Origin of the sequence: Bradyrhizobium sp. JYMT SZCCT0428 (assembly GCF_018131075.1) — a bacterium.
In the GTDB taxonomy this organism is placed as follows: Bacteria; Pseudomonadota; Alphaproteobacteria; order Rhizobiales; family Xanthobacteraceae; genus Bradyrhizobium.
In genome coordinates this window covers 103,312-125,080 of sequence record NZ_JAFCLS010000012.1, presented here as the reverse complement: position 1 = coordinate 125,080, position 21,769 = coordinate 103,312, and the positions used below count along the sequence as shown (strand labels likewise).

The 21,769-nt window shown below is 63.0% G+C and carries 21 protein-coding genes; 14 read left to right on the top strand and 7 right to left on the bottom strand.

Translation table 11 applies throughout. From position 1 onward, the window contains the following. The first annotated feature begins 107 nt into the window (after nucleotides 1–107). The 6 genes from JQ575_RS14630 to JQ575_RS14605 all read left to right on the top strand — a co-directional run bounded on the left by JQ575_RS14630 (nucleotide 108) and on the right by JQ575_RS14605 (nucleotide 6,975). Nucleotides 108–944 (top strand): AraC family transcriptional regulator, encoded by an 837-nt coding sequence (locus JQ575_RS14630; RefSeq protein WP_212033912.1) that lies wholly within the window; start codon nucleotides 108–110, stop codon nucleotides 942–944. Between the two features lie 498 nt (nucleotides 945–1,442). Continuing rightward, complete coding sequence (locus tag JQ575_RS14625; RefSeq protein ID WP_212033910.1) at nucleotides 1,443–2,585, top strand: hypothetical protein; 1,143 nt, start codon at nucleotides 1,443–1,445, stop codon at nucleotides 2,583–2,585. Nucleotides 2,586–2,770: 185 nt separating this feature from the next. Further along, nucleotides 2,771–3,697 (top strand): SMP-30/gluconolactonase/LRE family protein, encoded by a 927-nt coding sequence (locus JQ575_RS14620; RefSeq protein ID WP_212033908.1) that lies wholly within the window; start codon nucleotides 2,771–2,773, stop codon nucleotides 3,695–3,697. Between the two features lie 143 nt (nucleotides 3,698–3,840). Further along, on the top strand, nucleotides 3,841–4,434 hold the full coding sequence (locus JQ575_RS14615) for a GNAT family N-acetyltransferase (protein WP_212033907.1): 594 nt from the start codon (nucleotides 3,841–3,843) through the stop codon (nucleotides 4,432–4,434). A 29-nt stretch (nucleotides 4,435–4,463) separates the two neighbouring features. Further along, entirely contained in the window at nucleotides 4,464–6,101 is a 1,638-nt protein-coding gene (locus JQ575_RS14610; protein WP_212033905.1) for a GMC family oxidoreductase, read from the top strand. Between the two features lie 19 nt (nucleotides 6,102–6,120). Continuing rightward, nucleotides 6,121–6,975 carry an arylamine N-acetyltransferase gene (locus JQ575_RS14605; RefSeq protein WP_212033903.1) on the top strand — a complete coding sequence of 285 codons (855 nt, stop codon included), beginning with the start codon at nucleotides 6,121–6,123 and terminating at the stop codon, nucleotides 6,973–6,975. Here JQ575_RS14605 and JQ575_RS14600 read toward each other — a convergent pair. The 3 genes from JQ575_RS14600 to JQ575_RS14590 are packed head-to-tail and all read right to left on the bottom strand — an operon-like array spanning nucleotide 6,972 to nucleotide 9,764. Then, on the bottom strand, nucleotides 6,972–7,949 hold the full coding sequence (locus tag JQ575_RS14600; protein ID WP_212033901.1) for a PDR/VanB family oxidoreductase: 978 nt from the start codon (nucleotides 7,947–7,949) through the stop codon (nucleotides 6,972–6,974). The genes JQ575_RS14605 and JQ575_RS14600 overlap by 4 nt on opposite strands. Nucleotides 7,950–7,957: 8 nt before the next feature. Next, nucleotides 7,958–8,710, bottom strand: a complete 753-nt coding sequence (locus tag JQ575_RS14595) for a GntR family transcriptional regulator (protein ID WP_212033900.1) — start codon at nucleotides 8,708–8,710, stop codon at nucleotides 7,958–7,960. A 4-nt stretch (nucleotides 8,711–8,714) separates the two neighbouring features. Then, nucleotides 8,715–9,764, bottom strand: a complete 1,050-nt coding sequence (locus JQ575_RS14590) for an aromatic ring-hydroxylating dioxygenase subunit alpha (RefSeq protein WP_212033898.1) — start codon at nucleotides 9,762–9,764, stop codon at nucleotides 8,715–8,717. Nucleotides 9,765–9,939: 175 nt separating this feature from the next. On the opposite strand from JQ575_RS14590, the gene JQ575_RS14585 reads away from it, so the two are divergent. Genes JQ575_RS14585 through JQ575_RS14575 form a run of 3 tightly spaced genes read left to right on the top strand, consistent with a single transcriptional unit; the run spans nucleotide 9,940 to nucleotide 12,545 of the window. After that, nucleotides 9,940–10,443 (top strand): MarR family winged helix-turn-helix transcriptional regulator, encoded by a 504-nt coding sequence (locus tag JQ575_RS14585; protein WP_212033896.1) that lies wholly within the window; start codon nucleotides 9,940–9,942, stop codon nucleotides 10,441–10,443. Next, the gene (locus JQ575_RS14580; RefSeq protein WP_249166658.1) at nucleotides 10,382–11,509 is read left to right on the top strand and encodes a tripartite tricarboxylate transporter substrate binding protein; all 1,128 of its coding nucleotides are present in this window, start codon (nucleotides 10,382–10,384) and stop codon (nucleotides 11,507–11,509) included. Before JQ575_RS14585 ends, JQ575_RS14580 begins: the two co-directional genes overlap by 62 nt. Nucleotides 11,510–11,528: 19 nt before the next feature. Further along, nucleotides 11,529–12,545, top strand: a complete 1,017-nt coding sequence (locus tag JQ575_RS14575; protein WP_212033895.1) for a methyltransferase — start codon at nucleotides 11,529–11,531, stop codon at nucleotides 12,543–12,545. Between the two features lie 45 nt (nucleotides 12,546–12,590). Here JQ575_RS14575 and JQ575_RS14570 read toward each other — a convergent pair whose 3' ends face one another. The 3 genes from JQ575_RS14570 to JQ575_RS14560 all read right to left on the bottom strand — a co-directional run bounded on the left by JQ575_RS14570 (nucleotide 12,591) and on the right by JQ575_RS14560 (nucleotide 15,379). Continuing rightward, on the bottom strand, nucleotides 12,591–14,096 hold the full coding sequence (locus tag JQ575_RS14570) for an NAD(P)/FAD-dependent oxidoreductase (protein WP_212033893.1): 1,506 nt from the start codon (nucleotides 14,094–14,096) through the stop codon (nucleotides 12,591–12,593). A 98-nt stretch (nucleotides 14,097–14,194) separates the two neighbouring features. Further along, a complete protein-coding gene (locus JQ575_RS14565; protein WP_211997282.1) occupies nucleotides 14,195–15,037 on the bottom strand; it encodes a MoxR family ATPase in 843 nt (280 codons plus the stop codon). Between the two features lie 99 nt (nucleotides 15,038–15,136). After that, nucleotides 15,137–15,379: a GlsB/YeaQ/YmgE family stress response membrane protein gene (locus JQ575_RS14560; RefSeq protein WP_212033892.1), complete on the bottom strand. Its 243-nt coding sequence runs from the start codon at nucleotides 15,377–15,379 to the stop codon at nucleotides 15,137–15,139. 148 nt (nucleotides 15,380–15,527) lie between these two features. Between JQ575_RS14560 and JQ575_RS14555 the strand changes: the two genes are divergently transcribed. The 3 genes from JQ575_RS14555 to sseA all read left to right on the top strand — a co-directional run bounded on the left by JQ575_RS14555 (nucleotide 15,528) and on the right by sseA (nucleotide 18,161). Beyond that, complete coding sequence (locus tag JQ575_RS14555) at nucleotides 15,528–16,703, top strand: VWA domain-containing protein (protein WP_192740051.1); 1,176 nt, start codon at nucleotides 15,528–15,530, stop codon at nucleotides 16,701–16,703. 52 nt (nucleotides 16,704–16,755) lie between these two features. After that, nucleotides 16,756–17,169, top strand: a complete 414-nt coding sequence (locus JQ575_RS14550) for a rhodanese-like domain-containing protein (protein WP_212033890.1) — start codon at nucleotides 16,756–16,758, stop codon at nucleotides 17,167–17,169. 134 nt (nucleotides 17,170–17,303) lie between these two features. Continuing rightward, nucleotides 17,304–18,161, top strand: coding sequence for a 3-mercaptopyruvate sulfurtransferase (gene sseA / locus JQ575_RS14545; protein WP_212033888.1), 858 nt, complete (start codon nucleotides 17,304–17,306; stop codon nucleotides 18,159–18,161). 15 nt (nucleotides 18,162–18,176) lie between these two features. Here sseA and JQ575_RS14540 read toward each other — a convergent pair whose 3' ends face one another. Further along, nucleotides 18,177–18,995 (bottom strand): hypothetical protein, encoded by an 819-nt coding sequence (locus tag JQ575_RS14540; RefSeq protein WP_212033886.1) that lies wholly within the window; start codon nucleotides 18,993–18,995, stop codon nucleotides 18,177–18,179. A gap of 334 nt (nucleotides 18,996–19,329) precedes the next feature. Here JQ575_RS14540 and JQ575_RS14535 point away from each other — a divergent pair, with 334 nt between their 5' ends. Then, entirely contained in the window at nucleotides 19,330–20,619 is a 1,290-nt protein-coding gene (locus tag JQ575_RS14535; RefSeq protein ID WP_212033884.1) for a L,D-transpeptidase, read from the top strand. 179 nt (nucleotides 20,620–20,798) lie between these two features. Continuing rightward, nucleotides 20,799–21,764 (top strand): NAD(P)-dependent oxidoreductase, encoded by a 966-nt coding sequence (locus JQ575_RS14530; protein ID WP_212033882.1) that lies wholly within the window; start codon nucleotides 20,799–20,801, stop codon nucleotides 21,762–21,764. Nucleotides 21,765–21,769: the final 5 nt, after the last annotated feature.

Below are 21,769 nucleotides of genomic sequence, written 5' to 3'. Positions count from 1 at the left end.
GGCCTCGGTCATTAGCTGCGCAATTGCGACCGCAAGAGCAACGCCGGTCAAATGCAGCGCGCAGCAAGCGTTCATGATGCGGCCGCTTCGAATGAAAGCCGTCACCGATGAACCCAGCCCAGAAGGCGCTCTGGTACATCGAGAGTCATCTCGCCAGTTCGTTGACCCTCGACGAGATATCCGCGGTCGCCGGCGTCTCGCGCTTCCATCTGGTGCGGGCGTTCGCCGCCGCGACCGGATATTCGGTCATGCGCTATGTACGTGCGCGTCGCCTCAGCAACGCGGCGCGTGCGCTTGGCGCCGGCGCGCCTGACATTCTCAGCCTCGCGCTGGATGCGGATTACAGCTCTCACGAAGCCTTCACCCGCGCGTTCCGCGACCATTTCGGCATCACGCCCGAGATGGTTCGATCAGGAACGTGCCTTGATCGTCTCAAGCTTCAGGAGCCCATCGTCATGATTTCAACCGCGCTCGATCATCTCAAGCCCCCGCGTTTCGAGACCGGCAAGGCCTTGCTAGTCGCCGGCATCGGCGAACGCTGCACCCACGAAAACGAAGGCGCCTTCATTCCGAGCCTGTGGCAGCGTTTCAATCAGACCATCGACCGTGTACCGGGCCGGATCGGCAAGGTCGCCTATGGCGTCTGCTGCAACGCCGACGATGCCGGCAATTTCGACTATGTCGCCGCCGTCGAAGTGGCCGACTTCTCCGACCTGCCGCGCGAATTCCAGCGGGTGCGGATTCCCGAACAGAAATACGCCGTGTTTACCCACGCCGAGCACATCTCGACCATTCGCCGTACCGTCAACACGATCTGGAATCACTGGCTGCCGGCGTCCGGCATGAAGGCCGCCGACGCGCCGTGCTTCGAGCGCTATGACGGGAAGTTCGATCCCGCGACCGGCAATGGCGGGCTCGAGATATGGATACCGGTGAGGGAGTAGGACAGCTCGTGGAATGGGTTGGCGGAAGCGAAATCCATCACCTTCGAGGTGAGCGCCGGAGCGCGAGGCCGACGCGCCGAGCATGAGCTCTCTCTGGTTGATTTCGACCGCATGACCAACCAAAGCAGCGCGTGGCGGCAGATCAGTCTCGCGGCATCCAGCTGCGCGTTTCCTGGCAATGCTTGCTGACAATTTACGCAAGGCAACTCTCGCCAATTCCCCCTGGAGTTGCGAGGTTGGCGACGAGGGGCAAGGCAGCGCCAAGCGGCGGGCTGTCTAACGTCCTGTGCGCCTTGTATTTTCTTCAACCGCCCCGCCCCGAAGCGTGCCTTGGGAATCGGCGCCATGCCCCGTGCGCGAACTGGCCCGGAATTCGCATTGCAGCATGAGCCCGTCAGCGTCGACCGGTGCCTCCAAGCGCTCTGCCAAAGCTGAGCAGCGCATTTGAACATTTGAACAGGGCTGGGTCGCGCTGAAGTTCAGGGATTGGAGGACGTCATGAATATACATGCCGCGGTTGATCTCAAATGGCCTGGCCTTACTCGCCCGGACGGCGATGCCCTCCGCCTCAATAAAACGAACTTCGTGGCTATCGATCGCGATCGGGATGCCTTGCACGAGCCGACCTATCGCCCGCAAGCCCTCTACAATCGCGCGAACGAAGGCTTTCACGCGAACAACGAAACCTTCCTCCTCCACGAAGTCTCTACAAATCTGCCGATTTACCGCGCCGATACAGGCCCCACCGATTTCCATCTCCACCTGCCACCCGGCGGTTACCAGCTCGTGCTGGTCACGTCCGGCGTGTTCACCTTCGATTACGATGGCCGGTTTTACTACGTCGGTCCCGGTGCGGTGATGCTGCAGAGCGCGATCGTGCATCGCCAGCTCTTCTACACATGGTCGGGATTGTCCACCGAAGAAAACCTGAAAACGCCGCAGACGGTGGTGCCGGATCCGATGTCGATGGGCTATTCCGGCAAATTTCTTGAAGCCTTCATCACCGATCCCACGACCTTCCCCAATCCGACGGTGGTTGATCATGAGCACATCAACGAAGAGGAAACGCCGCGTGTAGCCTGGAGCCATCCGCTGCATGACCGTCCTGCCGATGCCTGTTTCTGGCTGCAGGATCCGCTGGAGCTGGAAGCGCTCTACAAGCCGCTGGCGGCAGGCTCGTCGATCAAATCCGCCGGGCCGGTCTACGTGCGCGATATCGGCATCGAGATTCCGAGCGGCCGCCTTACAACCGGACATATCATCGCGACCGACCCGCGTGGCCAGTCACTGTTGCCGAAGAGCACCTCCGCAGCAGCGGAAACCGCCTTTCTCGGGAAAGGTGAGGTCGTCATCTATCGCGTCATTCGCGGCACGGCCCAATTCACGAATAGCGCGGGGGAGAATTTTGAACTTGCGACCGGCGATACGGTCACGGCGGGCAAGAACACGATCGATCTGGTGGGCTTAAGCGAAAATACCCAAATCCTCCGGCTGGGCTTGCTGAAAGGTATGGAAAATCTTCGCAGCTGGACGCCGACGCAGCGCGACGAAATTGACGGCCTGGCTGGTCAAATCATTACGCGGAAGGACGTTCGTCCGCTGCGTAACGAAGGCAAGCCGGTCGGGTATTTGTACGAGTGAACGGAAAAAGGCGCATACGCCTGCGTTCGCTGGTGGCGAGGCCGGGGAGCGCGGCATACCTGTTGCGCAGGTCGTCGGGTTGGCAAGCCTGATCTGCTTTGCCATAACATGACGCAACGTCAGCGTTGCGCGTGCGGAAATGAGCTTGGAGTCCGCCTGCAGCCATAAAAAGCCGGGAGGATTTCATGGGAAATGTCCGCGTTCTCGCCACCGATCTGGAGTTTCCGGAAGGCCCTGTGGTCATGCCGGACGGATCGGTCGTGCTGGTCGAAATCCGTGGCCGGCGGCTGACACGGATCTGGCCGGACGGCCGCAAGGAGGTGGTCGCGGAGGTCCCCGGTGGCCCCAATGGTGCGGCGCTTGGCCCCGACGGCAAAATGTACTTCTGCAACAATGGCGGCTTTAGCTGGATTCCGACGGGCAAGGTGATCATGCCTGGTCCGCAGCCCGATGACTATCTCGGGGGCTCGATCCAGCGCGTCGACCTCTCGAACGGCAAGGTCGAGACGGTGGTCGACAAATGCGGCGAGTACCCGCTGCGGGGTCCCAACGACCTTGTGTTCGACAAGCACGGCGGGCTGTGGTTCTCCGAACTCGGCAAGCGCCGGGCTCGCGACATGGATGTCGGCGGCGTCTACTACGTCAAGCCCGGCATGAAGGAGATCGTCGAAGTCGTGCACGGCGTACTCCCGGCCAACGGCATCGGGCTGTCGCCAGACGAAAACACCGTCTACATCGCCGAAACGCCGACTGCGCGGCTATGGGCCTACGAACTTTCCGCGCCCGGCACGTTGAAGCCGCGCGAGCCGATCTATCGCGGTGAACGCGGCAAGCCGATCACGGGCCTCGGCGGCTACCAGATGTTCGACTCGCTCGCGGTCGAAGCCTCAGGCAATATCTGCGTCGCGACGCTGATCTCGGGCTGCATCTCCGTGATCGCGCCCGACGGCACCTTGGTCGAGCAGGTGCCGACCGGCGACCGCATGACCACCAATATCGCCTTCGGCGGGCCCGACCTGAAGACCGCCTACATTACGCTGTCAGGCAAGGGCGAACTGGTCGCGATGGACTGGCCGCGCCCCGGCCTGCCGCTGAATTTCTTGAACAGATAATGGCGCTGCTTGCGATACTCTCATGGTGAGGAGCGTCGCACTTGCGACGCGTCTCGAACCATGAATGAATTGCGATGGCCTCATCCTTCGAGACGCGCTTCAAGTGAAGCGCTCCTCAGGATGAGGGGGAGAGGACAAATACGATGCCCTGGCTTGAACCGGTTACCCTTCGCGGCGCTCACGCGCGGCTCGAACCGCTGTCGCACGATCAACGCGACGGCCTGTCCGAAGCGGTGCGGGACGGGGAGCTGTGGAATCTCTGGTACACCTTCGTGCCGGCGCCTGATGACATGACCAAGGAGATCGACCGCCGGCTCGGCTTGCAGGCGTCAGGCTCGATGCTGCCGTTCACGGTGTTCGATGCTGACGGCAAGATCGCTGGCATGACGACCTACATGAATGTCGATGCCGCCAACCGGCGCGTCGAGATCGGCTCCACCTGGTACGCCAAGCGTGTGCAGCGCAGCGCCGTCAATACGCAGTGCAAATTGCTGTTGCTGACGCATGCCTTCGAGACGCTCGATTGCATTGCGGTGGAATTCCGCACGCACTTCTTCAACCAGCAGAGCCGCCGCGGCATCGAACGCCTGGGCGCCAAGCAGGATGGCATCTTGCGCAACCATGTGATCGCGCCGAATGGCACGTTGCGCGATACCGTCGTCTTCAGCATTATCGCCAGCGAGTGGCCGACGGTGAAGGCGCATCTCAATTATCAACTCAACGATAGACTGCGGTAGTTTTTCAGTCCGCGGCAGAAAAAAGTGTGATGGAAACGTTCGATTATGTGATCATTGGCGCGGGCTCCGCAGGCAGCGTGCTCGCCAACCGGCTCAGCGAAGACGCGGGCACCCGCGTGTGTGTGCTCGAAGCAGGGGGCAAGGACTGGCATCCCTACATCCATCTGCCGGCCGGCTTCATCAAGACGTTCCACATGAAGAGCATCAACTGGGCGTATCAGCAGGAGCCCGGCCCGTGGACCGGCGGCCGCAGCATCTACGCGCCGCGCGGCAAGACGCTCGGCGGCTCGTCGTCGATCAACGGCCACATCTACAACCGCGGCCAGCGCCAGGACTTCGATACCTGGGCGCAGCTCGGCAATCGCAGCTGGGGCTACCCGGACATTCTGCCCTATTTCAGGCGGCTGGAGCGGCGCGTCGGCGAGGGCGATGAAACCTATCGCGGGCGCGACGGCAACCTGACCGTCACGACTATGGACTGGCGGGATCCGCTGTGCGAGGCGTTCATGGCGGGCGCCATGAGTCTGGGCATTCCGCGCAACCCCGACTACAACGGCGCGATTCAGGAAGGCGTTTCCTACGCCCAGCGCACCATTCAGAACGGCCTGCGCGTCAGTGCCGCGACCGCGTTCCTGCATCCGGCGGTAAAACGCGGGAATGTCGACGTGCGGACGCATGCACATGTCACCAACATCATCTTCGAGGGCAAGCGCGCGGTCGGCGTTCGCTACCTGAAGGGCGGCAAGGGCGGCACGCCCACCGAAGTGCGCGCCAGCAAGGAAGTCATCCTCTCCGGCGGTACCTACAATTCACCTCAAGTCTTGCAATTGTCCGGCGTCGGCTCGCCGGAGCTGTTGCAGTCGCACGGCATCGAGGTCCGTCATGCATTGCCCGGCGTCGGCGAGGGCCTGCAGGATCATTACGCGCCGCGTTCGGTCGCGCGCGTCAAGAACATCAAGACCATTAACGAGCTTCGGCGCGGGCTCAGTCTTTGGGTCGAGGCGCTGAAATGGGCGACGACGCGGCGCGGGCTGCTGTCGCTGTCGCCGACCATGGTCTATTGCTTCTGGCATTCCGGCGAGACCACCGAAAGCTCCGACTTGCAGCTGACGTTCACGCCCGCGAGCTACAAGGAGGGCGTGCAGGGCCAGCTCGAAGACGAGCCCGGCATGACCATCGCATCATGGCAGCAGCGCCCGGAAAGCCGCGGCTATGTCCGGATCCGCTCAGCCGATCCGTTTGCGCCGCCGATCATTCAGACCAATTATCTCGTCGAGGAGCTCGATCGCCGCGTCGTCGTCGCCGGCATGAAGCTGGCGCGCCGGCTGCTCGCCTCCGCGCCACTCGCGCAATATTACGCCTATGAGGATTTCCCCGGGCCCAAGGTTCAGAGCGACGACGAGTTTCTCGCCGCGGCCACCGAGCGCGGCACCACCACGTTCCACCCCGGCTGCACCTGCCGGATGGGGCCGGCGGATACCAAATGGGCTGTGGTCGATGACCAGCTGCGCGTGCACGGGCTGCAGGGCCTGCGGGTGGTCGACGCCTCGATCATGCCGCGGATGATCTCGGCCAATCTCAACGCCTCGACCATGATGATCGCCGACAAGGCCTCCGACATGATCCGCGGCAAGGCCGCGCCGGAGGCGGCAAGACTGCCGGCGTAAACCCCGGGTGGATTTTGCCATGCCAGATGACCTTTTCGATCAGGACGCCTGGCTCGGTCGCATCGGCTACTCGGGATCGCGTGCACCCACGCTTACGACGTTGCGCGGCCTGGTCGACGCGCATTCGAGCGCGATCTCGTATGAGAGTATCGACGTGCTGCTGGACCGGGCGCCGAAGCTCGATCTGGCATCACTGCAGCGGAAGATGATCGGCAGCCGCCGCGGCGGCTATTGTTTCGAGCAGAACATGCTGTTTCGCGGCGGGCTGCGTTCCCTGGGCTTCGACGTCACCAGTCTGCAGGCCCGCGTCGTGCGCGGATTGGCGATCGACGCGCCGCGGCCCATGTTTCACATGGTGTTGCTGGTCAATTTGCCGGAAGGTACATATCTGGCTGACGTCGGCTTCGGCAATCTGGCGCCGACGGCGCCGCTGCATTTGGTGGCCGACGTCGAACAGGACACGCCGCACGAGGTCATGCGTTTCATCCGAATGGGAGACGAGCTGACCCTGCAGTCGCGTCTGGGCAACCGGTGGGAGCACATCTATCGCGTCGTGCTGCTGCCGCGCGTCGACGCCGAATACGAGATCTGCAACTGGTTTACCGCCAGCCATCCCGACAGCCCCTATCGCAGCAACCTGATCGCGGCGCGTCCCGGACTAAACAGGACCCGCATCACGCTGTTCAATGCAAGGCTGAATGTGCGTCACGCCACGGGCGAAGCTGAACGGCGAATGCTGGGTGACAAGAGTGAGTATCGCGACGTTCTGACCGAAACCTTTGGCATCGTGCTATCCGATGAGGAGCTTTCGACTGCGCTCAATACCGTCGCGCAGAAGGGCGTGCATGGCGCGCCGCATCCGTTTTTCGCCTAGACTGCTTCGGGCCGGTACAGGGTGTCGATCGTGACCACGCCCACCGCGCGTGACACGCAGGGGCAGATTTTGCGGTTGTCTTTCTTCTGCTGGTCGCTGAAGAACACGTCGCGGTGATCGATCTCGCCATCAACGGCGATGACATCGACGGCGCAGACGCCGCATTCGCCGCGCTGGCAGTCCGATATCACCTCGAAGCCGGCATCGTTGAGCACGTCGAGCATCGAGCTGTTGGGCGAGACCACAAGCTCGGCGCCGGTGTCCTTCAGGCGCACACGGAATTCGGCCGTCGGCAGCAGGCCGCTGGAGCCGAAGGTTTCGTAGCGCAGATCGGCGGGGGCTCGCCCGGCATCGTTCCAGGCGCGCCGCGCGGCTTCCAGCATCCGCATCGGGCCACACATGATGGCGATCGCGTCCAACGGCAGTGCGCGGAAAGTGGCATCGAGATCGAGCCGCTCGCCTTCGTCGCTGGCGTGGACGACCAGTCGGTCGGCGAGTACGGAAGACAATTCGTCGAGATAGGCGGCGTCGCCGCGCGACTTCACCGCGTAGTGCAGGGTGAGGTCGATATTCCGCCGCTGCAGCGCGCTGGCGATGCCTGATATCGGGGTGATGCCGATGCCTCCAGCGATCAGGCAATAATTCTTTCTGTTCCAGTCGATATCGAGCAGCGATGTGGGATTGGAGATTTCGATCCGCGCGTCCGGCTTGAGGGTCCACATCGCGCGCGAACCGCCGCGGCTGTCCGGCGCCAGCCGCACCGCGATGCGATACACTTCCGGATCGCGATCGCCGACCAGCGAATAGGACCGCCGCGCTGGCTGTCCATCAATGAGCACCGCGACGTTGAGATGGCTGCCGGCCGGGTAGGGCGCCACGCCGCCGTCCGGGCGCAGGCGGAATTCGCGGATGCCAGGCGTGACGTCACGGATCGCGTCGACCGTGCACCAGCTCCAATGTTCGGCAAAGCGCATGATGGCCTCTATTGGGCTGGGGATTGAAGCAGAGCGAGCGCGGGCAGCAAATCGAGATGGGTGCGATTGCGCAGCGCCAGCCGCAGATTGCGTGCGGCGAGGCGCGCATGCTCGCGCATGATGGCTTCGGCGCGCCCACCCTCGCGGTTCTCGATCGCGTCCACCACGATGCGGTGATGGTCCTGGCCGATCAGCAGGATCTGGTGCGCTTCCGGCAGCGCCGACTGCGCCATCACGAAGCCGCTCGGCGACGCGAACGGCAATGCCGAGACGCGGTCGATCTGCCGGATCAGCGGCGGGCTGGCGGATAGCTCGGTGAGCAGCGCGTGGAAGCGCGCGTTCATGGTCACATAGGCGGAAAAGGCTTCGACCGAGACCGGATCCTGCCGAACCAGCTGATCGAGGTCGGCGAGGCACTCCTTCAGCGGCTCGAGGCTGCGCGCGCTGGCGCCGCGTTCGGCGGCGAAGCGGGCGGCGAGGCCCTCCAGCGTGCCGCGCAGCTCGATCGAATCGAGGATGTCGCGCTCGGTGAACGCCTTCACCATGAAACCGCCGGACGGGATCGCCTGCAACAGGCCTTCGTCTTCGAGCCGGACCAGCGCCAGCCGCACCGGCGTCCGCGACACGCTGGTGATCTCGACCGCCTGCAATTCGCTGATGCGCTCGCCCGGCCGCAACTGTCCTGACAGGATCATGTCGCGCAGCGCGAGCTGGGCCCGCACCGTCTGCGAGATCGAGCGTTCGGAATCGCGTTCGCTCATGGCCTCACTCCGCCGCTTGCGCGGTCGGCGGCGATGTCTCGTGAGCCACCATGCGATCGATCACGCGCCGCGCCCACATCGCGCCGGCGTCGATGTTGAGATTGTAGAAGGTGCGGTCCGGGTTCTCGTCCATGGCGCGCTGCTGCGCCTCGAGGATGATCTCGTCCTCGCGAAAAATGTTGGAGACGCCTTCGCGGATCTCGGTGGTCAGCTTCTGTTCGGTGATCCGGTGGTTGCGGACGAAGGCCCAGAAATAGTGGCAGGTGGTGTCGGTCTCCGGCGTCATGGTGTTCAGGACAAAACCGTTGACGCCCTGCGAGCGGTCGCCCTCCGGCGCGCCGGTGCCGGCGGGCGCCACCCCGACATCGATATTGACGGTACCAGGCGCCTGGAAATGGATGATCTGCCAGCGGTCGACCGGGCCGGGCTTGCCGAGCTGCGCGGCCCAGAACGGCGGCGCCTCGATGCCGCGCATCCAGCGCGTCACCGTCACGGTGCGCTCGCCATGGGTGACGTCGAACGGGGCCTCGGCGACGTGGTCGTTGCCGATGCTGGAGCCGTGCACGAAGGTCTCGTGGGTGAGGTCCATCAGATTGTCCACCACGAGGCGGTAGTCGCATTTCACCTGAATGGTCTTGCCGTCACCGGCCCAGGCCGGATCGTCGTTCCAGTGCATGTCAGGCACCAGCGCCGGATCGGCCAGCGCCGGGTCGCCCATCCACAGCCAGATGAAGCGATGCCGTTCGACCACGGGATAGGAGCGCACGCAGGCCGACGGATTGATGGTCTCCTGCGAGGGCATGTAGGTGCAGCGGCCCTGCGCGTTGTATTTCAGCCCGTGATAGCCGCAGACGACGGTGTCGCCGTCGAGCCGCCCCTTCGATAGCGGCACAAGCCGGTGCCAGCAGGCGTCCTCAAGCGCGGCCACCTGGCCGTCAGAGCGACGGTACATCACCACATGCTTGCCGCAGATCGTGCGGGGAAACAGTGCGTGCTTGAGATCGACGTCCCAGGCGGCGGCGTACCAGGCATTGAGCGCGAACGATGACGGCATGGCTGCACTCCATCACACTATGAATTCAAGATGTATACATAAGCTGCTATCCGATGGCAAATATTAGAAGTTGAAGGCTATATAATACCTACATAGTATACATATATAAAACCGTTCTGCTTTTGACATATCGTGTGAATTATTATAATAATAATTCTTATCTTTTGAGATGATCATGGCCGAACCGCACACTTCTCCGGAAGTATTGCCGTCTCACCGGGTGCCGGCTCATTTGGCCCGTCGCTTCAATCAAATCTGCCTTGGTGTCACCGCCGAAATCCTGGGCGGGGAAGATCTGACGCCGATGATTTTTGGCGTTCTCGTGGCCGTCCTGGAGCAGCCGGGGAGAGGCCAGAGACAGGTGGCCGAGCGCATGGGCGTCGATGTGGTCAATTTTGGCCAGATGATCGACGAACTGGAGGGCAAGGGTCTCGTCGAGCGGAAGATCGATCCCGATGACCGGCGCGCGCGCAAACTCTACGTGACCGAACGAGGCGCGGCGTTGCGCCGCCGCTTGAGTCCCGACTTGCTCGCCGCTCAGGAACGCCTGCTGGCGCCGCTATCGCCAGAGGAACGGCGCGCGATGCTGGACATGCTCGTGCGCGTCATTGAAGCGAATGATTCCTACGCCCGTCCCGGAAACGGTCGCCGAAAGCCGCAACGCAAATTCAGCCAGTAAAGAATGGGAGGCAGTCGTGACAATGTTCTCGCAAATGTCTCATGGTTCAACATGGTCGGCCCATCGCCCAGCTCAAGGAAAATCCGCCTCGTGCAAGGCGCGAGGGCTGCGCTCGATCGCTGTTCTTGCGGCTTGTGTCACGGCGCTTGTTGCGCCGATGTCCGCAAGAGCGGATTGGCCCGAGCGGCAGGTCAAGCTGATCGTGACCTTTCCGCCCGGAAGCGCCAATGATGCCGCTGCCCGGATCTTCGCCGATGCTCTGGGCAAGAAATGGGGCAAGCCAGTCGTGGTTGAGGATCGGCCTGGCGCCGAAGGCACGATTGGTGTCGGATCGTTCGTCGCAAGCCAGGACGATCATACGCTGTTGTATACGGTGGCCGGCTCCATCACGGTGGCGCCACTGCTCGTCGACCGGCTGCCATACGACGTCAACCACGATCTGGTGCCGATTGCGTCGACCACAGCGATCGTTTTGACACTTGCGGTCAGCAACCAGCTGTCGGTCAACAGCATTCCGGAACTGATCGCGGCGCTGCGGGCCAGCCCCGAGAAATATGCCTGGGCGTCCGGACCCACGCTGCCGCGATTTGTATTTTCAGCATTCCTGAAACAACACGATCTGAAGATGAATTTCGTCAGTTATCGCGACGCCTCCCAGCCGCAGGCTGATCTGGGTGAGGGCCGGATACAGGCGCTTCTGACCTCCTTGACCGCCTCGTCCTCGCCTGTTCAGGCCGGAAAGGCGCGCTTTCTTGCCGTAGTCAATCCAAGCCGCGCAGCTACGCTGCCGGACATCAAGACCGTGCGCGAACTCGGTTACCCCGAGCTTGAAATCGATGGGCTGGCAGGAATTTATGGCGGCAAGGCCTTGTCCGAAGCCGTGAGAAACCGGATTGCCGCTGATGTCGCCGCGATCTGCCGCGACGCCGATGTTCGCCGCAAACTGGAGACAAGCGGGCATAACGTGCTGAGCGGAACGACCGAGGAGCTGAAACAAGCGATCGAAAAGCAACGAGCCGCGGTCAACCAACTCACCAAAGTGATTGATATCCGGAACCCGCAATAAACCTGCGATCGGAGAAGCCATGTCGTCACAACAGCCGGCCCTCAAGCTTCTCGACTTAATACAGTCGCACCGCGTTACAGCGGCGATCCATGTCGCGGTGCGACTGGGGCTGGCGGAGCTTCTGCGAGGCGGCCCGCAGACCGTGGGCAAGCTTGCGGAGGCGGCCGGCGCCGAGGAGCGAGCGCTCGGACGTCTGCTCACCACGCTTTCCACCATCGGCCTGTGCGCGCGAACCGGCGAGGATTCCTACGCATTGACCGACGTGGGTGCCTGCCTCGACGGCGCATCCGAGCAATCATTCAAGGCGTGGGCCATCCTGGAAGCGGAGATGCTCACGAAGTCTTGGAGCGGCATGCTCGAATCGGTCATGACCGGCAAAACCGCCGCGCAACTTCTGGGCATCGAGAACAGCTTTGATCTGATGGCTCAAACGCCTGCTAACGTCGCCAAATTCAATGCTGCGATGACGGACCTGACGCGGGCTGTAACACCGGAAATTCTGCGATGCTACGACTTCAGCGGATTGTCGCATTTGATGGATGTGGGAGGCGGGTCCGGTGAATTGCTCGGCGCTATCGCGAAGCAACACCGGCAGCTGCGCGGCACTGTCTTCGACCTTCCGCGATGCGCGGAGGCCGCGACCAGCCATCTTCGACATATCGGCGTGAGCGACCGCGTGGATTTCGTAGCCGGCGATTTCTTTCAGCGCGTTCCGCCGGCCACCGACGCGATCATCCTCAAGAGCGTGATCCACGATTGGGACGACGCCCGCAGCACTTCAATCCTGCGCAACTGCCGCCAGGCGCTGCCGGGCGGCGGCAAATTGCTGCTGGTCGAACGGCTGATGCCGGAATCGCCAACGACGACCGAAGAGCACAGGGCGCACGCACTGAGCGATCTGAACATGCTTCGCGGGCCGGGCGGGCTCGAGCGCACCGAGCGGCAGTATGCCGAACTGCTGGCCCAAAGCGGTTTTGTCCTCGCCGCGATTTATCCAGCCGGCCGCTTCAACGTGATTGAGGCTCATCTCCGCTGATATCGGCCGAGTGACGGATGTCTCCGTCACTCGGGCAGCCCATCATCAGGAGCCGTAGACGAAGACGTGGTCCTTCAGGTCGATGGCCGGGAATTCATCCTTCTCCGCCCAGTAGTCCTGGTTGTGCTGCCATTCCGGCTTGTCGCCGCGCTTGGGCAACAAGTGCATGCCGCGCATCATGTAGCCTGGATTGAAATTTTCCGGGTCGATCCACGGCAATAGCGGCATGTTGTGGTCTTCCGGCCGAAGCTGCGGCACCACTTTCTTGGCGCCGGTGTTCTTCATGTGGTTGAGCAGCCGGCACACGAAGTCGGCGACGAGGTCGACGCGCAAGGTCCAGCTGGCGCGGAAATATCCGAACACCCAGACCAGGTTGGGCACGCCGGTGAACATCATGCCGCGATAGGTCACGGTATCGGCGAAATCCAGCTTCTTGCCGTCGACCGCGAATTCGATGTCACCATTGGCCGAGAGGTTGAAACCGGTCGCGGTGATGATGATGTCGGCTTCCAGCTCCTTGCCGGATTTCAGCAGGATGCCCTTCTCGGTGAAGCGCTCGATCTCGTCGGTGACGACCGAAGCCTTGCCCGACTTGATGCCCTGGAACAAATCGCCGTCGGGAATGAAGGCGATGTGCTGCCGCCACGGCCGGTATTTTGGCGTGAAGTGGGTGGCAATGTCGTAGTCCTTGCCGAGATGGGCTTCCACCGCCGACAGCAGATCCTTCTTCGCCGCTTCCGGCTCCTCGAACGTCTTGCGGGTGAACGCGTCCTGATCGAACAGGATTTTCCGCCGGGTGATTTCGTGGATCCACTTCTCGTCGACCTGCAGCTGCCGCAGTTGCTCGGCGATCTCGATCGCGTTGCGGCCGGTGCGGAAATAGGTCGGCGAACGCTGCAGCATGGTGACATGCGCGACGTCATTGGCCAGCGCCGGGATCAGCGTTGCGGCCGTGGCGCCGGAGCCGATCACGATGACGCGCTTGTTCTTGTAGTCGAGATCTTCAGGCCATTTCTGTGGATGGACGATTTGGCCCTTGAACCTGGCCATGTCCTTCCACTCCGGCGTATAGCCTTCGGTGTGGCGGTAATAGCCCTGGCACATCCAGAAGAAATTGGTAGTGAAGCGAAGATTTTCGCCGGTGTCGCTCCGCGTGGCCTCGATGGTCCAGAGATTCTGCTCGCTCGACCAGGTCGCCGAAGTGATGGTGTGCTGATAGCGGATGTGACGGGCGAGATCGTTCTCTTCGATGACGTCGCCCATATATTTGAGGATCTCGGCCGCGCTCGCGATCGGCGCCGAGGTCCACGGCTTGAAGCGGTAGCCGAACGTGTGCAGGTCGCTGTCGGAGCGGATGCCCGGATAACGGTGCGTGCTCCAGGTGCCGCCGAATGTCTTCTGGGTTTCGAGGGCGACGAAACTCGTGCCCGGACATTGCGTGGTGAGGTGGTAGGCCGCACCGACGCCGGAGATCCCGGCGCCCGCGATCAGGACGTCGAAGTGCTCGGTATGGCCGGGCGAGGCGGCATGAATCTGGGTTTGAACGTTCATCTTCCCTGTTCTTCTTGTCGCTTGTTTTGTTGATTTGGGTTTTGTCGTTTCAAAAGCAAAACGCCAGAACCCCGGGTTCTGGCGTTGTCGTCTTCCGATTACACTTCGCGGCGGCTCAGGAACGCCAGCCGTTCGAACAGATGCACGTCCTGCTCGTTCTTCAGGAGCGCGCCGTGCAGCGGCGGGATCAGCTTGCGCGGATCGCGCTCCCGCAGCATTTCCGGGGTGATGTCCTCGTTGAGCAGCAGCTTGAGCCAGTCGAGCAGCTCCGACGTCGAGGGCTTCTTCTTCAGGCCCGGCACTTCGCGCACCTCGAAGAAGATCCGCAGCGCTTCCTCGACCAGGCGCTTCTTGATGTTGGGGAAGTGCACGTCGACGATCCGGCCCATGGTGTCGGCGTCGGGGAACTTGATGTAGTGGAAGAAGCAGCGGCGCAGGAACGCGTCCGGCAATTCCTTCTCGTTGTTCGAGGTGATCATCACGATCGGCCGCAGGCTCGCCTTGATGTTTTCGCCGGTCTCGTAGACGAAGAACTCCATGCGATCGAGTTCGAGCAGGAGGTCGTTGGGGAATTCGATGTCGGCCTTGTCGATTTCGTCGATCAGCAGCACCGGGCGCTTGTCATGGGTGAAGGCTTCCCACAGCTTGCCGCGCTTGATGTAGTTGGATATGTCGGAGACCCTGGCGTCGCCAAGCTGGCTGTCGCGCAGCCGCGATACCGCGTCGTATTCGTAAAGGCCCTGCTGCGCCTTGGTGGTGGACTTGATGTGCCAGGTGAGCAGCGGCGCGCCGAGCGCCTTGGCGACTTCCTCGGCCAGCACGGTCTTGCCGGTACCGGGCTCGCCCTTGATCAGCAGCGGGCGCTCGAGCACGATCGAGGCGTTGACCGCGACCTTGAGGTCTTCGGTGGCGACGTAGTCCTTGGTGCCGGTAAATTTCATCTATCTTTTTGCCTTGTTGTTCGTTCCGTGGCCATTTCCGGCCTGAACAGTAAACGACCGCCGGTTCGGCGGTCGCGATTGGAAGGTGATGCGCGCCTCTCAGCGTTTGACCAGCGAGAGGATCACCAGGATGATCACGCCGCCGATGGTGGCGTTGATGATCTCGCGGATCCAGCCGCCGCCGAGGTTGACACCCAGTTGCGGCAACAGCCAGCCCGCAAGAAGCGCGCCGATGATGCCGATCACGATGTTGCCGATCAGCCCGAAGCCCGCGCCGCGCACGATCTTCCCGGCCAGCCAGCCCGCAATCGCGCCGATGATCAGCGCAGCTATGATCCCCATTGAATTTCCCCTGCCGGAATAAGCCCTTTATGGCTCAATTCTAGAGGAAAAACCCTCCCGGTCTAGGTCTGTCTGGTATGCGCTGGCCTTCCCCGTCGGGAATCCGCCAGCCCTTGACGTCAGCGGCCCGGCGGGCAATCTGTATTCCATGTTCTTGCAATTCTTCACATCGCTGCGCGACGCACAGGTCCCGGTGACCCTGCGCGAATATTTGACGCTGATGGAGGCGCTCGACGCCGATCTCGCCGACCAGACGGTGGAGAATTTCTATTACCTCTCCCGCGCCGCTCTGGTGAAGGACGAGCGCAACCTCGACAAGTTCGACCGCGTGTTCGGCTCCGTGTTCAAGGGGCTGGAGAACCTGCTCGACGCGATGGAGAAGGCGGACATTCCCGCCGAATGGCTGAAGAAGCTCGCGGAGAAATACCTCACCGAGGAAGAGAAGAAACAGATCGAGGCGATGGGCTGGGACAAGCTCATGGAGACGCTTCGCAAGCGGCTCGAGGAACAGAAGGGCCGCCATCAGGGCGGCAGCAAGTGGATCGGCACGGCAGGCACCTCGCCGTTCGGCGCCCACGGCTACAATCCCGAAGGGGTGCGGATCGGCCAGGAAAAGAACCGCAACAACCGCGCCGTCAAGGTGTGGGACAAGCGCGAGTTCAAGGATCTCGACGGCAATGTCGAGCTCGGCATCCGCAACATCAAGATCGCGCTGCGCCGCCTGCGCAAATTCGCCCGCACCGGCGCGCCCGATGAGCTCGACCTCGACACCACGATCAAGGAGACCGCCAACCACGGCTATCTCGACGTGCATATGCGCCCCGAGCGGCGCAATGCGGTCAAGGTGCTGGTGTTTTTCGACATCGGTGGCTCGATGGATTCGCATATCGAGCAGGTCGAGGAGCTGTTCTCGGCGGCGAAGACCGAGTTCAAGCACATGGAATATTTCTACTTCCACAACTGCCTCTATGAAGGCGTCTGGAAGCAGAACAAGCGGCGCTTCACCGACCGCACGCCGACCTGGGACGTGCTGCATAAATACCCGCACGACTACAAGGTCGTGTTCGTCGGCGACGCCTCGATGTCGCCTTACGAGATCATGGTCCCCGGCGGCTCGGTCGAGCACGTCAACGAGGAGGCCGGCTCGGTCTGGCTCGATCGCATCACGCGCACCTATCCGCACGCGGTGTGGCTCAATCCGGTGGCGAAGAAGCACTGGGATTATTCGGAATCCACCACCATCATCCGCCGGCTGTTCTCGGAACGGATGTACCCGATCACGATCGAAGGCCTCGAAGGCGCGATGAAGGAATTGGTGCGGTAGGCGTCCGAACAGCCGTCACGCGGAACGCGTCGAAACAATAAAGGTGCAATCAATGCCCCAGACCATCCACCGCGGTATCAAATCCCTGATCGACGAAGCCAATGCCGAGATCGAAACCCTGAGCGCTGTGGATTCGATCAAGGCGGCTGCCGGCGACGATGTCGTGATCGTCGATATCCGCGATCCGCGCGAGATCGAGCGCGATGGCCGCATTCCCGGCGCGTTCTCCTGCACGCGCGGAATGCTGGAATTCTGGATCGACCCGGAAAGCCCCTACGCCAAGCCGGTGTTCCAGCAGGACAAGAAATTCATCTTCCACTGCGCCGGCGGCATGCGTTCGGCGCTGGCGGCCAAGACCGCGAAAGACATGGGCCTGAAGCCGGTCGCGCACATGGCCGGCGGCTTCGCCGCCTGGCGCGACGCGGGCGGCCCGGTCGAGAAGTGGGAGCCGAAGAAGAAGGGCTGAGGTTCGCCAGCCACAACCACCGCCGTCATGCCCGGGCTTGACCCGGGCATCCACGTCTTACTGTAATTGCAATAACAAAGGCTTGGATGGCCGGGACAAGCCCGGCCATGACGAACACCAAAGGATTTCGTACGATGTCTTCCACCGATGATCCGCTTGTCTCCACCGACTGGCTCGCCGCGCATTTCGACGATCCAACAATCAAGATCATCGACGCGTCGTTCAAGATGCCGGGTATTCTGCCGCTGCCGAAGGACGATTATCTCGCGTCCCACCTTCCTGGCGCGGTGTTCTTCGACGTCGACGCGGTGTCCGATCATTCCACTCCGCTGCCGCACATGTTTCCGAGCGCCGCGCAGTTCGGCCGCGATGTCGGCGGGCTTGGAATAGCCAACGGCGATACGGTCGTGCTGTACGATTCCGGCGGATGGGTCGCAGCACCCCGCGTGTGGTGGATGTTCCTGTCGTTCGGACACCAGAACGTCCGGATTCTGAATGGCGGCCTGAAGAAGTGGCGTGCCGAAGGCCGCAAGGTAGAGAGCGGTGAGGTCACGCCGAAGCCGGCGACGTTCAAGGCGACCTTCGATCCCAGTTACACGCGCAATATCGAGCAGATGGTCGACAACCTCGAAAGCCGCGCTGAGCAGGTGCTCGATGCGCGCGCCAACGAACGTTATCAGGGCAAGGTGCCCGAGCCGCGGCCGGGCCTGCGTTCGGGGCATATTCCCGGCAGTTTTAGCGTGCCCTACAACCAGCTGTTCGACGCCTCGACCGGTGCGATGAAGTCGCTCGAGGAGCTGCGTGCCGTGTTTGTCGGCGCTGGCGTCAAGCTCGACGCGCCGATCGTGACGAGTTGCGGCTCCGGCGTCTCCGCGCTGGTGCTGACGCTGGCGCTTTATCGTCTCGGCGTCCGCGGCTCTGCGCTGTATGACGGCTCATGGACCGAATGGGGGATGCAGGGCGGGCCGCCGGTTGCGACCGGCCCCACCTGAACGGGGCGCGTTTTATTATCTGCTGCGCGCGGTTAGTTGCGCAAACGGGTCGGCCGCTTGCTGAACCAGCTGCCGTGCCTGCAGCGCGCGTCGCGCCGCGGCGATGCGGCGGCGCTCCTTGGCGCGCTGCGCCCGCTTCCGGTTGACGCTGCGCTCTGGTTTCGCGGCCGCCGGTTTCACCGAAGCCGTTTCCTGGATAGCGACGGCAGGACCGCCCAGCGTGGCGATCTTCATCGCGGCGAGGTTGCCTTCCAGGGAAGGCGCTTCCGCCACCGGCGCAGGCTCGGTCGATACGGCTGATGTCGCTGGCGGCGGCGTTTCCGCGATCGCCGCGAGCTTCACTTCTTCATTTGCAGCAGGCGTCTTGGCCGCAGGCGTTTCGGCAGCAGCCGTCTCGGCGGCCGGCATCTCGGCCGGCGCGGCCTGAACAGCCGGTATTGTTTCTGCCGCCGGGATTTCCGCTTTCACCGTCTCGGCCGCTACGGCATCGTTCAGCTTCACGGGCTCGTCGAGCTTCAGCGCAGCCGTCTTTTCCGGTTCGGCCGGCGACGCTTCCGGAGCTGGCGCGGCAGGGGTCACGGTCTCGATGATCGGAGCCGCGACATTGTCCGGCACCTTCTCCGCGACGTCGGGCTCGACGCGCAGCAGGGCCAGCGTCGGCATGGGCGGTTCGTTCTGCCTGACAAAAACCGGTTCGGGCGGCGGCCGCCGCGACGGGAGGCTGGCAAATTGCTCATGCGAGGCACGCAGCAGCGCGGCCGCACCAAGCCCAAAGACCAGAACCGACATCGACAGCACGATCGCGGCGAACAGGAAGCGAAAACCGGGGAGCATGGACGCGAGTTCCGCCTTGCCGGGAACATGCAGGGCTGTTGATGCCAAGGGAACGCGGTGACCACTGGGAAGCGGCTGGATTCGCACCGCGAATCAGGCCGATTCGAGAGTATCTCAACGTCTCGAACCTGTTTGTTACAAAATTGGCGGCCAATGGCGGCGAGGGGCTGGTAATCTATGTTTTTCGCGCCGTGCGGCATCTTTGCCGCAGCGTTCACGGTCCATCACGAAATGACCGATTTGGGCCGAATTTGCTGATTTGTCTTGAATGCGCCGCTATCTTCCGTCATCTGCCGTTAACGGTCCGGTGTGGCTTGGGGACTATACAAGAGCGATGATGATTAACCGTATTCTGACGATCAGCGCTGCCATTGCTGCTGCAATGGCGGGAACCTCGCTTGCCCAGGCACAGCAGGGCTATCCGCTGCCCCCAGGCCCCGTCTATTCGGCGGCTCCGGGACAGTATGTTCCCGGTGGTTATGGCGTCGATGAACGCCGCGGACCCGGCACAGCCGATTTCGACGACCTGGAAGACGACGAGGCGCCGAACGCCCAGAGTTCGACCGCGCTGCCGCCGCCTGGCCCGGTGCTTTCGCCGAACGACCCACGCTACGGCCGGCCGATGTATTCCGACCGCGGCCCGCCGATGCCCACAGGCCCCGTCCTTTCGCCGGATGATCCGCGTTACGGCCGTCCCGCCGGCGCGCCGGTTTATTCGGACCGCGGCCAGCCGATGCCTACGGGCCCGATTCTTTCGCCAGATGACCCGCGTTACGGTCGGCCCGCCGGTCCGCCACCCGTGATCTATTCGGACCGCGGTGATGGTCGTCGCGTTCCCGGTGATGATCGCATGCGTCCGCCGGAAGCCGTCGGCGGCGGACCCGCCGTCACCGGCGCTTTGCAACCGCAGCAGCAACCCGCCGTCGGCGCCGACGGCAGACCGATGGTGCTTTCCGCCTTGCCGCCGGAAGAACAGCCGGAAGCGGCGCCCGTGCAGCTCCCGCCACATCTGCGCCGTCAGGAAGTTTCGTTCGCGACCAAGGAGCCCGCCGGCACCCTGGTCGTCGATACGCCGAACACCTACCTTTATTACGTGCTCGGCGGTGGCCGCGCGATCCGCTATGGCGTCCGCGTCGGCCGCGACGGGTTCACCTGGACCGGCGTGCAGAAGGTCAGCCGCAAGGCCGAGTGGCCGGATTGGCATCCGCCGTCCGAGATGATCGAGCGCCAGCCCTATCTGCCGCGCTTCATGGCCGGCGGCCCTGGCAATCCGATGGGCGCCCGCGCGATGTATCTGGGTTCGACCGTCTACCGCATCCACGGCACCAACCAGCCCTCGACGATCGGCAAGTTCGTCTCGTCGGGTTGCATCGGCATGCTGAACGAGGACGTGTCCGACCTGTTCGAACGCGTCAAAGTCGGCACCCGCGTCGTCGTAATGCCCGGCGGCCCGCCGCCTGGAACTGCGACCGCTTCGGCCGCGCCTGCCCAAGGCTTGGCACCCGCACAAGGCTTGCCGCCTGCCGCTGCTCAGGGTGCGCCGACTCAGGCGCAACTCGCCCCGGTTCCCGGCATGCAGCCGACCGTGGTGCCCCCGCTGCCCGCGCCGGTGACGGTGCGCTAGGCGCTGGTTCGAGATCGACATCGTTTAAAAAAGGCACGCGAAAGCGTGCCTTTTTTGTTGGGCGCGAGGTGCGCGCCGTGCCCCGTTCGGCTGCCACATTCGCACGCTTGAATTCACATTTCTTCCGACTATTTGCCGCCGACATCAGAGGCTGGGCGGCAAGCAGAAGGAACCTCAGCATGCGAATTTTCGTTGCGGGCGCCACCCGCGCCGTTGGCCGCGAACTCGTTCCTGCATTGGTTGCGGCCGGTCATTCCGTCACCGGCATGACGCGGACGGCGGCGAACGCCGATGCCGTCAAACGGCTGGGGGCTGAACCGGTCGTGGCCGACGGCCTCGACGCCCCGGCCGTTCATGCCGCCGTGATGTCGGCGAAGCCCGATGTCGTCATCGATGAGATGACCGATCTTGCCGCGGTGACGGATCTGCGCCGTTTCGATCGCGCCTTCGCCACCACCAATCAGCTGCGAACGCGCGGCACCGATTTTCTGCTGGTTGCGGCGCGCGATGCCGGCGCGAAGCGTTTCATTGCCCAGAGCTTTTGCGGCTGGACCTATGGCAGCGGTGGCGGACCGGTCAAAACCGAGGTCGATGAACTCGATGCTGATCCGCCGCAGGAATTGCGCCCCACGCTCGAAGCGATCCAGCATCTGGAGCGGGCCGTGACCGCATCAGTCGCCCCTGAAGGCATCGTGCTGCGCTACGGATCGTTCTATGGACCCGATACCGGTATGCTGTCGTCAGCCATGATCGGCCAGTTGCGCCATCGCCGCGTGCCGCTGATCGGCGACGGCGGCGGCTGGTGGTCGTTCGTGCACGTCGAGGACGCGGCCTCCGCGACCGTTGCCGCCATTGAGCATGGCCGGCCCGGCAGCATCTACAACATCGTCGACGATGAGCCGGCGCAAGTCAGGGATTGGCTGCCGGCGCTATCAGGCATTCTCGGCGCCAAGCCGCCATTTCACGTGCCGGCCTGGCTCGGCCGGCTGCTGGCGGGTGAGCATATGGTCTCGATGATGACCCAGGTGCGGGCCGGCTCGAACGCCAAGGCGAGGCAGGAACTGGGCTGGCGGCAGGCCTATTCATCCTGGCGAGAGGGATTTGCAATGGTCGCGAGGCAGGTGGCGGATAGAAATGCGGCCTGACTGAG